The organism is Serratia sp. CY82433, assembly GCF_052166535.1.
GTDB classification, from domain to species: Bacteria; Pseudomonadota; Gammaproteobacteria; order Enterobacterales; family Enterobacteriaceae; genus Serratia; species Serratia sarumanii.
In genome coordinates, this window is sequence record NZ_JBJNOR010000001.1 from 259,728 (window position 1) to 271,694 (window position 11,967).

An 11,967-nucleotide genomic window follows, 5' to 3' on the forward strand; every position below is an offset into this window, starting at 1 on the left:
GCTATGTACGCAACGATTGAGCAAGCAAACGCCGCCGTTATCGCCCGTATCCGCGAGGCGCGCCCGCACTGGCAGGATGTGGATCTGGCGCACCGTTTGATCCCGCAGCTGGCCGAAGGACGCAAGCTGCTGCACGCCGGCCCGCCGGTCACCTGGCAAGAGATGAGCGGCCCGGTGCGCGGCGCCTGCATCGGCGCCTGCCTGTTCGAAGGCTGGGCGCAGGATGAGCAGCAGGCGCTGGCGCTGCTGGAGCAGGGGGAGATCGAGTTCATCCCGTGCCACAGCGTGAGCGCGGTGGGGCCGATGGGCGGCATCACCTCGGCCCACATGCCGATGGTAGTGGTCAGGAACACCGTTCACGGCAACTACGCCTACTGCAACATGAACGAAGGCATCGGCAAGGTGATGCGCTTCGGCGCCTACGGCGAGGACGTGCAGCATCGCCTGCGCTGGATGCGTGACTCGCTGGCCCCGGTGTTGAAAGCGGTACTGGCGACGCTGGAGGAGGGGATCGATCTGACCGCGCTGATGGCGCAGGCGATCAGCATGGGGGACGAATTCCACCAGCGCAATATCGCGGCCTCGGCGCTGCTGATGCGCAGGCTGGCGCCGGAGATTAGCCTGCTGCCGCGCGATAAGGCGGAGCTGGCGCAGGTGATGCAGTTCCTCAGCATCACCGATCAGTTCTTCCTCAATCTGGCGATGGCCTACTGCAAGGCGGCGATGGACGCCGGGGCCGAGATTGAGCAGGGCACCATCGTCACGGTAATGACCCGCAACGGCAAGAACTTCGGTATCAAGATCAGCGGGATGGGCGATCGTTGGTTCACCGCCCCCGTCAATACGCCGGAAGGGCTGTTCTTCTCCGGCTTCAGCCAGGCGGACGCCAACCCGGACATCGGCGACAGCGCGATCACCGAAACCTTCGGCATTGGCGGCGCGGCGATGGTCGCGGCACCGGGCGTGACGCGCTTCGTCGGAGCTTCCGGCGGCATGAGCGCCGCCACCGACATCTCCGAGGAAATGGCGGAGATCTACCTCGAGCGCAACATGATGCTGCAGATCCCGACCTGGGACTTCCAGGGCGCCTGCCTGGGGCTGGATGCGCGGCGGGTGGTGGAAACCGGCATCACGCCGCTGATCAACACCGGCATCGCCCACCGCGAAGCCGGGGTCGGGCAAATTGGCGCCGGCACGGTGCGCGCGCCGCTCGGCTGCTTCGAGAAAGCGATCGAAGCGCTGGCCGATAAGCTCGGCATCACGGCGTAAGCGAACGGAGGGGCGTATGGACATTATCGCGTTGGCCAGCAGCCGCCATGCGACGCAAGACTACGGCGCGCTGCGCTGCGTCGGCAGCTTCAACAACGCGATCAATTTCCTGACGGAACGCGCGCGGCTGCTGACGCTGCACCGCGCCGGCAGCGGCCTGAGCCCGATGGGGTGGCAGCTCGGCGCGCGGGATTTCGATCGCGTGCGGCGTGCGGTGCCGTCCGTAGGGCGCTGCGCCTTCTCCGCCGCAGGCATCACGTTGGATGCGCTCCTGGTGCGGCCCGCCGCGGCGGCGCGGGATCTGGCGCTGACATCGCGCGCGGCCATTGCCGATCGGCCGCTGACGGCGGTATTGCAGCGCTGCACGGCGCAGTGCGGGTTACACGGCGAGCTGGGCCGATTTGTGAAGCGGCCGTTAACGCCGGAGCCGGCCGCGCTGGCGCGGGATTTTTCCCGTTGGCTGCGGGGCGACACGGTCGACTGGCGCCAGGCGCTGGGCAAGGGGCCGGGGCTGACGCCGAGCAACGACGACACCTTGCTCGGCCTGCTGCTGAGCGCGCACCTCGACAGCCGCATTCAGGTCGCCGGGCTGGCGCCGTTTTTCGCCCAGACGCCACCGCTGGACGCGCTGACCACGCTGGTGAGTGCGCACTACCTGCGTTACGCCGAACAGGGCGTGTTCGCCACGCCGCTGCATGCGTTGGCGCAGGGACTGCGGGCGCCTGAAGAGGTATCGGCGGCGGTGGAAGCGGTGCTGAGCCTGGGGCACTTTTCGGGAGCGGACACGCTGCTGGGCGTGTGGCTGGGGATGACGACGATTAACGCACTGTGCGGCGCGCGGTGTGAACACGAGGGCCGGATCGCGGATCCGGCCGGGACGGTATGATTTCAACTACGGGTGCAAACCATGAAAACCTTGGTCATTGCGTTGGGCGGCAACGCCCTGTTGCAGCGCGGAGCCGTGCTCTCTGCGGAAAATCAGTATAAGAGCATCGCCCTTATCGCCGACGCCATCGGCAAGCTGGCGCAGAAATACCGCATCGCCATCGTGCACGGCAACGGGCCGCAGGTGGGGCTGCTGGCGTTGCAGAACCTGGCGTACCGCGATGTGCCGCCCTATCCGCTGGATATTCTGGTGGCCGAAAGCCAGGGCATGATCGGCTATATGCTGGCGCAGCAGTTGAGCGCCAGCCATCCGCAGCAGCCGGTGTCCACGCTGCTGACGCGGGTGCTGGTGGATGCGCAGGATGCGGATTATCTGGCGCCGAGCAAGTTCATCGGGCCGGTGTATGCGCCGGAACAGCGGCAGGCGCTGGAGGCCAAATACGGCTGGACGCTGAAGGCGGACGGCAACTACATCCGCCGGGTGGTGCCTTCGCCGGCGCCGCAAAAGATCCTCGACATCGAGGCGATCACGCTGCTGCTGGCGCAGCGGCACATCGTGATCTGCAACGGCGGCGGCGGCATCCCGATGATCGCCGACGAGCATGGGCTGACGGGCAGCGAAGCGGTGATCGACAAAGATCTGGCGGCGGCGCTGTTGGCGGAGCAGGTGGGGGCCGATCATCTGGTGATCCTCACCGACGCCGACGCGGTGTACCAGGAGTGGGGCACGCCGCGCCAGCGCGCCATTCGGCGCGCCACCACGCAAGAGCTGGCGCCGATGGCGGTGGCGGACGGCGCCATGGGGCCGAAGATCATGGCGGTCAGCCGCTTCGTCGATCGCACCGGGCGGACGGCCCATATCGGTGGCCTGCAGGATATCGACGCGGTGCTGGCGGGCCAGGCCGGCACCTCTATTTTGCCTTAGCCGCCGTCGGTTTATCCGCGCCCGCGCTGGCGCGGATAAGTATGCCTAAATGGCATGATTTCAATAATTTTTATTCATTTCATGATGTTGCTCGCCTTGGCTAGAGTAAAAACACCCCGGTGTTTACCGTCAAAAATTTGTCATTTTTATTTGCGACTATGCTTTTTGAAATGACATTTCGGCCAAGGATTGTTATGGATTCGCTCAGTGTTGATGAACTCGCCCAGAAGAAGGATCGCTGGTATCGCATTGTGGAGGAGATGTTGGCGGAAGCCGGCGTCGCCATCAACGGCCCGCGCGCCTGGGATATCCGGGTGCACAACCCGGCGCTGTTCAAACGCATTTTGCAGGAAGGCTCGCTCGGTTTCGGCGAAGGCTATATGGACGGCTGGTGGGAGTGCGAACGGCTGGACATGCTGTTCACCCGCATTCTGCAGGCCGGCGTCGATGAGCGGCTGCCGAAAAGCCTGAGCGACATCGCGCGCATCGCCTATGCCCGGCTGTTCAACCGCCAATCGCGCAAGCGCGCCTGGCAGGTGGGCAAAGAGCACTACGACATCGGCAACGACCTGTTCCGGGCGATGCTCGATCCCTACATGCAATACTCCTGCGGTTACTGGAAAGAGGCGCAGACGCTCGAGCAGGCGCAGCAGGCCAAGCTGCGGATGATCTGCGAGAAACTGCAGCTGAAACCGGGCATGACGCTGCTGGATATCGGCTGCGGCTGGGGCGGGCTGGCGCAGTTTGCGGCGCAAAACTACGGCGTCTCGGTGCACGGCGTGACCATTTCGGCCGAGCAGCAGAAGCTGGCGCAGGCACGCTGCGCCGGGCTGGACGTCGAGATCTTGCTGCAGGATTACCGCGATCTGGATCGCCAGTTCGATCGCATCGTGTCGGTCGGCATGTTCGAGCACGTCGGGCCGAAAAACTACGAGACCTATTTCAGCGTCGCGGCGCGCAACCTGAAGCCCGACGGCCTGTTCCTGCTGCACACCATCGGTTCCAATCAGACCGATCTCAACGTCGATGCCTGGATAGACAAATACATCTTCCCCAACGGCTGCCTGCCTTCGGTGCGGCATATCGCCGAGGCCAGCGAAGGGCGTTTCGTGATGGAGGATTGGCACAACTTTGGCGCCGATTACGATCGCACGCTGATGGCCTGGCTGGAGAACTTCAAACGGGCGTGGCCAGAGTTGGCCGGCGGCTATTCCGAGCGCTTCGAACGCATGTTCACTTATTACCTGAACGCCTGCGCCGGCGCGTTCCGTTCGCGCAACATTCAGCTGTGGCAGGTGTTGTTCAGCCCGGCGGGCGTGGAAGGCGGGGTGCGGGTCTATCGCTGATATCCCCGTCATATTTCAAGCTGCATCTGTGTTGGCTGCGTTTGCGCGCCCCGGTCGCTTACTTGAGTAAGTTCCCGGGGACTTACAAACTTGCCGCCTTGATGCAACTCGAACTATTTAGGGGATACCCTTCAATATTTACTTTGGGACAACACATATACCCAATGGATTTCCAGTTGCGTCTAGGCGGCAAACGTGAGAAACCCCAGGAGCTTAGATAACAAGTGACTGGGGTTCGAACGTGCAGCCAACAACGATGCGGCTGGAAAGACGAAGGGTATATCAGTACAGCAGGGAGTACAGCTGGCGGCGATACTTAGCGGCCAGCGCGTCGCCGGTGCCGAGCGCGGCCAGAATGTCCATCAGGGTCTTGCGCGCGTTGCCGTTGGCGGCGGCCAGATCTTTCTTCAGATGCCCCATCAACAGTTCCAGCGCTTCTTCGTTACGCCCGACCTGATGCAGCTGCAGCGCCAGCTGCACCGCCAGCTCGACGTTGTCCGGCTGCTGCTGCACCTGCTGTTGCAGCTGTTGGATTTCCGGCGTGTCCGCCGCCTGCTTCAACAGTTCAATCTGCGCCACCAGGCCCTGATAGCGGGTATCGCGATCCTGCAGAGGAATGGTCGCCAGCACCGCTTCGGCGTCTTCGCTGCGGCTGAGCGCGATCTGAGTTTCGGCCAGGGTCAGGCCGATGTCGCTGCGCTGTTGGCTGCTCTGCCAGGCGTCTTTCAGCAGCGGCAGCGCTTCGGCAGCGTTGCCGGCGGCCAGTAGTTCCTGCGCCTGCGCCAGTTTCAGATCTTCTTCCTTCGGCAGGAAACGCTGCAGCAAGTCGCGGATCGCTTCTTCCGGCTGCGGGCCCTGAAAGCCGTCGACTGGCTGACCGTCTTTGAACAGGTAGACGGTCGGAATGGAACGCAGCCCGAACTGGGAGGCGATCATCTGTTCGGCGTCGCAGTCCACCTTGGCCAGAATGAACTGGCCGGCGTATTCCGCCACCAGTTTGTCGAGCACCGGCGTGAGCTGCAGGCAGTGTTGGCTGCGCTCGGACCAGAAGTAGAACAGCACCGGAATGGACATCGACTGTTCCAGCGTCTGGTGCAGGTTAGTTTCGTTAATATCAACAACAGCTTGAGCTAGCATCTTTTTTCTCTCTGATCGTGCGGAGCCATGGGGTGTAGATGGGGGCGCGCCGCCATTCTTCAACCCCGGCGGGCGAATTAAGCGTTGCTGCGCAGCAGCCAATCCAGACAGCGGCCCGGCAGAATGCGGCGCAGCACGCTCATCGCGTGCGCCAGCAGGGTCACCGGGTAGCGCAGTTTGGCGCGCGGGCTTTCCAGCGCGTGGCGCAGCTTGGGCAGAATGGCCTCCGGCGGCAGCGTCAGGCGCTTGGCGATGCCGGGGTTATGCACCGGCTTGTCGCTCTGCGTCTGATTGACGTTCTGGCTAAAGTGGGTGGAAATCGGCCCCGGTTCGATCAGGCTGACCTGAATGCCGCTGCCGTGCAGCTCCATGCGCAGCGCGTCTGACCAGGCTTCCAGCGCGAATTTGCTGGCGGCGTAGGCGCCGCGCCCGGCGCTGGAGACCAGGCCCATCACCGAGCTGGTCTGGATAATGCGCCCTTCGCCGTGCGGCAACATCGCCGGCAGCAGCAGCTGGGTCAACTGGTGGGTGCCGAACAGGTTGGTGGCGAACTGCCGCTCCAGCTGGCTGCGCGAGATGCCGCTGAGCGGGCCGTAAACGCCGAAGCCGCCGTTGTTGAACAGGCCGTACAGGCGGCCGCCGGTCAGCGCGATCACCTCGGCGGCGGCGCGCTCGACGCTGGCGCTGTCGTCCAGATCCAGCTCGATGCCTTCCAGCCCGAGCTGGCGCATGTTTTCCACGTCCTGCGGCTTGCGGCAGGCGGCCAGCACCCGGTAGCCGCGGTTGCGCAGATCCTGCGCCGCAATCAATCCAATTCCGCTGGAGCAGCCGGTTATCAATACTGCTTTTTGCATAACTTTACCTAGTGTACGACCCTAATTTAGTTAGACTCATGTTTTACTAGCGGTTCCAGGCGCTCCGCCATCCAGGTGGCGATAAACGGCTGGGCGTCCCCATTGGGGTGCAATCCGTCATCCTGCATCCATTCCGGCTTCACCACCACCTGTTCCATATAGAACGGCAGCAGCGGAATGTTGAACTGCCTGGCCAGCGCCGGGTAGACGGCGCTGAACGCTTCGGTATAGCGGCGGCCGTAGTTCGGCGGGATGCGAATTTGCATCAGCAGCGGCTGTGCGCCGGCCTGCTGCACCCGCGTGATGATCTGGCCGAGATCGCGCTGCATGTCCTGCGCCGGGAAACCGCGCAGGCCGTCGTTGGCGCCCAGCTCGATCAGCACCCAGCGTGGCTGATGCTGTTTCAGCAGCGCGGGCAGACGCGCCAGCCCCTGTGCGGCGGTGTCACCGCTGATGCTGGCGTTGACCAGCTGCGGCGCGCCCGGTTTTTTCTGCCACTGTTCGGCCAACAGCGTCGGCCAGGCCCGCTCGATCGGCAGGCGGTAGCCGGCGCTTAAACTGTCGCCCAAAATCAACAAGGTATCGGCGGCGACAGCGCGTAAACTGAATAATCCCAACAGCAAAAGGAAGGGAAGATGCCAGCGGAAAACGTTCTTGAAGTTCATCATCTTAGTAAACACGTTGGTCAGGGTGAGCATCAGCTCACCATCCTTACCGGAGTCGAGCTGCTTGTCAAACCCGCGCAGACGATCGCCCTGATCGGCGAATCCGGATCGGGGAAATCGACCCTGCTGGGCATTTTGGCCGGGCTGGATGACGGCAGCGAGGGCGAGGTGCGCCTGCTGGGCGAGTCGCTGACCGCGCTGGACGAAGAAGGCCGCGCCGCGCTGCGCGCCAGGAACGTCGGCTTCGTGTTTCAGTCGTTCATGCTGGTGCCGACGCTGAACGCGCTGGAAAACGTGCAGCTGCCGGCGCTGCTGCGCGGCGAGAGCGACAGGCAGAGCCGCGAGCAGGCGGTGCAGCTGCTGGAACAGCTGGGATTGGGCAAACGGCTCGATCACCTGCCGGCGCAGCTGTCCGGCGGCGAGCAGCAGCGTGTGGCGCTGGCGCGCGCCTTCAGCGGCCGGCCACGGGTGCTGTTCGCCGATGAACCGACCGGCAACCTCGATCGCCAGACCGGCGATCGCATCGCCGACCTGTTGTTCTCTCTCAACCGCGATTTTGACACCACCCTGATCCTGGTGACCCATGACGAAACCCTGGCGGCGCGCTGCCAGCGGCGGCTGCGGCTGCGCGAAGGCAAGCTGTGGGAGGAAGCATGATCTGGCGCTGGTTCTGGCGCGAATGGCGCTCGCCGTCGCTGCTGATCGTTTGGCTGGCGTTGACGCTCTCCGTGGCCTGCGTGCTGGCGCTGGGCAGCATCAGCGATCGCATGGACAAAGGGCTCAGCCAGCAGAGCCGCGATTTTATCGCCGGCGATCGGGTGCTGCGCAGCGCGCATCCGGTGCCGGAAGGCTGGCTGCTGGACGCGCAACAGCAGGGTCTGACGCTGAGCCGCCAGCTGTCGTTCACCACCATGACCTATGCCGGTGACCGGCCGCAGCTGGCGGACGTGAAAGCCACCGATTTGGCCTATCCGCTGTATGGCAAGCTGGAAACGCGCCCGGCCAACATCAAGCCCGAACCGGGCAGCGTGCTGGTGGCGCCGCGTCTGCTGGCGCTGCTGAACGTGAAAGTGGGGGATTCGCTCGAGGTGGGCGACACCACGCTGCGCATCGCCGGTGAAATCATCCAGGAGCCGGACGCCGGCTTCAACCCGTTCCAGACCGCGCCGCGCATCATGATCAACCTGGCGGACGTCGATAAGACCGGCGCGGTGCAGCCGGGCAGTCGCCTGACCTACCGCTACATGTTCGCCGGCGCCGAGCCGGATATTCAGCGTTACGAGGAGCGGCTGACGCCGCAGTTGACGCCGGATCAGCGCTGGTTCGGGCTGCAGGAGTCCGGCAGCGCGCTCGGCAAGTCGCTGCAGCGATCCCAACAGTTCCTGCTGTTGTCGGCCCTGCTGACGCTGCTGTTGTCGATCGCCGCCGTGGCGGTGGCGATGAGCCACTATTGCCGCAGCCGCTACGATCTGATCGCGGTGCTGAAAACCCTCGGCGCCGGGCGCGGCGCGCTGCGTAAACTGATCGTCGGCCAGTGGCTGGCGGTGATGGCGCTGGCGGCGGTGTGCGGCGGGGCGATCGGGCTGGCGTTCGAAGCGCTGTTGATTCGCCTGCTGAAGCCGGTATTGCCGGCCGCGTTACCCGCCGCCGGCGCCTGGCCGTGGCTGTGGGCGCTCGGCGCGCTGGTGCTGATTTCGCTGCTGGTCGGGCTGCGGCCGTACCGTCAGCTGCTGGCCACCCAACCGCTGCGGGTGCTGCGCCGCGACGTAGTGGCCAACGTCTGGCCGCTGCGCTACTTCCTGCCGGTGACGGCGGCGATCGTGGTGGCGCTGCTGGTGACGCTGATGGGGGCCAGCACGCTGCTGTGGGCGATCTTGGCGGGCATGGCGGTGCTGGCGCTGCTGCTGGGCGGCATCGGCTGGGGCAGCCTGCAGCTGCTGCGCCGCATCACGCTCAAGAGCCTGGCGCTGCGGCTGGCGGTCAACCGCCTGCTGCATCAACCGTGGGTGACCATCAGCCAGCTGGCGGCGTTCTCGCTGTCGTTTATGCTGCTGGCGCTGTTGCTGGTGCTGCGCGGCGATTTGCTCGACCGCTGGCAGCAACAGCTGCCGCCGGACAGCCCGAACTATTTCCTGCTCAACATGACCGAGGCGCAGGTGCCGCAGGTGAAAACCTTCCTGCAGCAGCACCAGATCAAGCCGGAAACCTATTATCCGATCGTCCGGGTGCGCCTGACCGAGATAAACCAGCAGGTAGCGACAGAGCGGGTGCATGAAGACGATCCGGGCGGCGAGGCGGTGAACCGCGAGCTGAACCTGACCTGGTTGGCCGATCTGCCGGATCACAATCCGCTGGTGGCGGGCAATTGGCCGCCGAAAGCCGGCGAGGTTTCGATGGATGAAGGCATTGCCGGGCGGCTGAAGATCAAGTTGGGCGACACGCTGACCTTCAGCGGCGATACCCAGGCGTTCAGCGCCAAGGTCACCAGCCTGCGCCAGGTGGATTGGGAAAGCCTGAAGCCGAACTTTTACTTTATCTTCCCGCCGGGCGCGCTGGACGGCCAGCCGCAGACCTGGCTTACCAGCTTCCGCTACGACGGCGACGGTCAGATGCTGACCCAGCTCAACCGCCAGTTCCCGACGCTCAGCCTGATGGACATCGGCGCGATCCTGAAACAGGTCGGCGGCGTGCTGCAGCAGGTCAGCCGCGCGCTGGAGGTGATGGTGGTGCTGGTGGTGCTGTGCGGCGGCCTGCTGCTGCTGGCGCAGGTGCAGGTTGGCATGCGTCAGCGCCGCCAGGAGCTGGTGGTGTATCGCACGCTGGGCGCCGGCAAACGGCTGCTGCGCCGCACGCTGTGGTGCGAGTTCGCCCTGCTGGGGCTGGTGGCGGGCATCGCGGCGGCGGTGGGCGCCGAGGCGGCGCTGTGGCTGCTGCAGAGCCGGGTGTTCGACTTCCCGTGGACGCCGACGCCGGTGCTGTGGTGGGCGTTGCCGCTGGCCAGCGCGCTGCTGCTGTCGCTGTGCGGCGGCTGGCTGGGCGTGCGCCTGCTGCGCGGCCGGGCGCTGTTCCGCAGTTATGATGGCTGATCTTGCTATCGCAGGTCCGTTGCTGCCAAGCGCGGCCGGGCCTGCCGATTTTCCGCCGCGCGTTACCGTGGCTTTTCTCCTTGTGCCCTTCCGCACGTCACGCTGATTTTTGTGAAATCGATTACATTTGTACTCTATCGATACAATGCGTATTGGCAATGCTCTTACCAAACTCAGGCCTTCGCTTACTTTTTTATGCATATAAATAATGAGTTACACAGTAACCAAACGAGTTTGTCGTCTGTTGACGCGTAGAATTAAGGTTTAAAATTATGTAACCGCTTCCACTAATGTGATCGTACTCACTTATCTGCGACGCATTGCCTCCTATCATGTCGCACAACTGATGACCGTTTTCTCCTGGAGGCTGTATGAGCGCTACCGTTAAAGTTGCACCGGCGGAGAAAAGCCCGACCCATGTCGGCATGACTTTTTTCGTCTGTTTTTTGGCCGCCTTGGCCGGCCTGTTGTTTGGCTTGGATATCGGCGTAATCGCCGGCGCTCTGCCGTTTATTACCGACACTTTTCATATCACCAGCTCTCAGCAGGAGTGGGTGGTCAGCTCGATGATGTTTGGCGCCGCCGTCGGCGCCATCGGCAGCGGCTGGATGAACTTCCGGCTGGGGCGCAAATACAGTTTGATGATCGGCGCCATTCTGTTCGTCGCGGGATCGCTGTGTTCAGCGTTCGCCCCCAACGTGGAGGTGCTGATCGTTTCACGCATTCTGCTGGGATTGGCGGTGGGTATCGCTTCTTATACCGCGCCGATTTATCTTTCTGAAATCGCGCCGGAGAAAATCCGCGGCAGCATGATCTCGATGTATCAATTGATGATCACCATCGGTATTTTGGCGGCTTACCTGTCTGATACGGCATTCAGCTATACCGGCGCCTGGCGCTGGATGTTGGGCGTCATCACCATCCCGGCCGGGCTGTTGTTGGTTGGCGTGTTCTTTTTACCTGACAGCCCGCGCTGGCTGGCCTCGCGCAATCGTCATGAGCAGGCGCGCCAGGTGTTGGAGAAGCTGCGCGACAGCAGTGCCCAGGCGCAGCATGAGCTGAATGAAATTCGTGAAAGCCTCAAACTGAAGCAAAGCGGTTGGGCGTTGTTCAAAGGCAATAAAAATTTCCGCCGCGCGGTTTTCCTTGGCGTTCTTCTCCAGGTGATGCAGCAGTTCACCGGGATGAACGTCACCATGTATTACGCGCCGAAGATTTTCGGTCTGGCGGGCTTCGCCAGCACGGAACAGCAGATGTGGGGCACGGTGATCGTCGGTCTGGTCAACGTGCTGGCCACCTTTATCGCTATTGGGCTGGTCGATCGCTGGGGCCGCAAACCCACCTTGATCCTTGGGTTTATCGTGATGGCCGTCGGCATGGGGGCGCTGGGAACCATGATGAATATCGGCATGAACTCGGCGGTGGCGCAATATTTCGCTATCGTCATGCTGCTGATGTTTATCGTCGGCTTTGCCATGAGCGCCGGCCCGCTGATTTGGGTGCTGTGTTCAGAGATCCAGCCATTGAAAGGCCGCGATTTCGGCATCACCTGCTCCACCGCCACTAACTGGATCGCCAATATGATTGTGGGAGCGACGTTCCTGACCATGCTGAATTCGTTGGGTAGCGCGCACACCTTTTGGGTCTATGCAGGGCTTAACGTGCTGTTTGTTTTCATCACGTTGGCGCTGATCCCGGAAACCAAAAATATTTCTCTGGAACATATTGAACGTAATCTGATGGCCGGCAAACCGTTGCGTAACATCGGCTCGCGTTGATCTTTGCGGCAAAAAAAGGTTC

At 63.1% G+C, this 11,967-nt stretch carries 10 protein-coding genes; 7 read left to right on the forward strand and 3 right to left on the reverse strand.

What is annotated here, in order from left to right; translation table 11 throughout:
• Positions 1–3: 3 nt before the first annotated feature.
• The 4 genes from ACJ8PI_RS01280 (at position 4) to cfa (ending at position 4,425) form a co-directional block, all read left to right on the forward strand.
• Positions 4–1,269 (forward strand): DUF1116 domain-containing protein, encoded by a 1,266-nt coding sequence (locus tag ACJ8PI_RS01280; protein WP_041033722.1) that lies wholly within the window; start codon positions 4–6, stop codon positions 1,267–1,269.
• Between the two features lie 16 nt (positions 1,270–1,285).
• Positions 1,286–2,155 carry a DUF2877 domain-containing protein gene (locus ACJ8PI_RS01285; protein WP_164134432.1) on the forward strand — a complete coding sequence of 290 codons (870 nt, stop codon included), beginning with the start codon at positions 1,286–1,288 and terminating at the stop codon, positions 2,153–2,155.
• 21 nt (positions 2,156–2,176) lie between these two features.
• On the forward strand, positions 2,177–3,079 hold the full coding sequence (locus ACJ8PI_RS01290; protein WP_060452719.1) for a carbamate kinase: 903 nt from the start codon (positions 2,177–2,179) through the stop codon (positions 3,077–3,079).
• Positions 3,080–3,273: 194 nt separating this feature from the next.
• Positions 3,274–4,425, forward strand: coding sequence for a cyclopropane fatty acyl phospholipid synthase (gene cfa / locus ACJ8PI_RS01295; RefSeq protein WP_033637384.1), 1,152 nt, complete (start codon positions 3,274–3,276; stop codon positions 4,423–4,425).
• Positions 4,426–4,707: 282 nt separating this feature from the next.
• On the opposite strand, the gene ACJ8PI_RS01300 is transcribed toward cfa, so the two are convergent.
• The 3 genes from ACJ8PI_RS01300 to tesA form a co-directional block, all read right to left on the reverse strand.
• Entirely contained in the window at positions 4,708–5,562 is an 855-nt protein-coding gene (locus tag ACJ8PI_RS01300; RefSeq protein WP_164134431.1) for a co-chaperone YbbN, read from the reverse strand.
• Between the two features lie 77 nt (positions 5,563–5,639).
• Complete coding sequence (locus ACJ8PI_RS01305; protein WP_033637386.1) at positions 5,640–6,416, reverse strand: SDR family oxidoreductase; 777 nt, start codon at positions 6,414–6,416, stop codon at positions 5,640–5,642.
• 26 nt (positions 6,417–6,442) lie between these two features.
• Entirely contained in the window at positions 6,443–7,081 is a 639-nt protein-coding gene (tesA, locus tag ACJ8PI_RS01310; RefSeq protein ID WP_164050083.1) for a multifunctional acyl-CoA thioesterase I/protease I/lysophospholipase L1, read from the reverse strand.
• Here tesA and ybbA point away from each other — a divergent pair.
• The 3 genes from ybbA to ACJ8PI_RS01325 all read left to right on the forward strand — a co-directional run bounded on the left by ybbA (position 7,052) and on the right by ACJ8PI_RS01325 (position 11,945).
• Positions 7,052–7,738, forward strand: coding sequence for a putative ABC transporter ATP-binding protein YbbA (gene ybbA / locus ACJ8PI_RS01315; protein ID WP_004940192.1), 687 nt, complete (start codon positions 7,052–7,054; stop codon positions 7,736–7,738). The genes tesA and ybbA overlap by 30 nt on opposite strands.
• Positions 7,735–10,167, forward strand: coding sequence for a putative ABC transporter permease subunit YbbP (ybbP, locus tag ACJ8PI_RS01320; protein WP_074026638.1), 2,433 nt, complete (start codon positions 7,735–7,737; stop codon positions 10,165–10,167). Before ybbA ends, ybbP begins: the two co-directional genes overlap by 4 nt.
• A gap of 371 nt (positions 10,168–10,538) precedes the next feature.
• Positions 10,539–11,945 carry a sugar porter family MFS transporter gene (locus ACJ8PI_RS01325; protein WP_033647230.1) on the forward strand — a complete coding sequence of 469 codons (1,407 nt, stop codon included), beginning with the start codon at positions 10,539–10,541 and terminating at the stop codon, positions 11,943–11,945.
• Positions 11,946–11,967 lie beyond the last annotated feature (22 nt).

What these genes read in the sequence shown, in the direction of transcription:
- ACJ8PI_RS01325 (WP_033647230.1), top strand. Translation starts at nt 10,539, where the DNA reads ATGAGCGCTACCGTTAAAGTTGCACCGGCGGAGAAAAGCCCGACCCAT.
- ybbP (WP_074026638.1), top strand. Translation starts at nt 7,735, where the DNA reads ATGATCTGGCGCTGGTTCTGGCGCGAATGGCGCTCGCCGTCGCTGCTG.
- ACJ8PI_RS01285 (WP_164134432.1), top strand. Translation starts at nt 1,286, where the DNA reads ATGGACATTATCGCGTTGGCCAGCAGCCGCCATGCGACGCAAGACTAC.
- cfa (WP_033637384.1), top strand. Translation starts at nt 3,274, where the DNA reads ATGGATTCGCTCAGTGTTGATGAACTCGCCCAGAAGAAGGATCGCTGG.
- ACJ8PI_RS01305 (WP_033637386.1), bottom strand. Translation starts at nt 6,416, where the DNA reads ATGCAAAAAGCAGTATTGATAACCGGCTGCTCCAGCGGAATTGGATTG.
- ACJ8PI_RS01290 (WP_060452719.1), top strand. Translation starts at nt 2,177, where the DNA reads ATGAAAACCTTGGTCATTGCGTTGGGCGGCAACGCCCTGTTGCAGCGC.
- ACJ8PI_RS01280 (WP_041033722.1), top strand. Translation starts at nt 4, where the DNA reads ATGTACGCAACGATTGAGCAAGCAAACGCCGCCGTTATCGCCCGTATC.
- ACJ8PI_RS01300 (WP_164134431.1), bottom strand. Translation starts at nt 5,562, where the DNA reads ATGCTAGCTCAAGCTGTTGTTGATATTAACGAAACTAACCTGCACCAG.
- tesA (WP_164050083.1), bottom strand. Translation starts at nt 7,081, where the DNA reads ATGAACTTCAAGAACGTTTTCCGCTGGCATCTTCCCTTCCTTTTGCTG.
- ybbA (WP_004940192.1), top strand. Translation starts at nt 7,052, where the DNA reads ATGCCAGCGGAAAACGTTCTTGAAGTTCATCATCTTAGTAAACACGTT.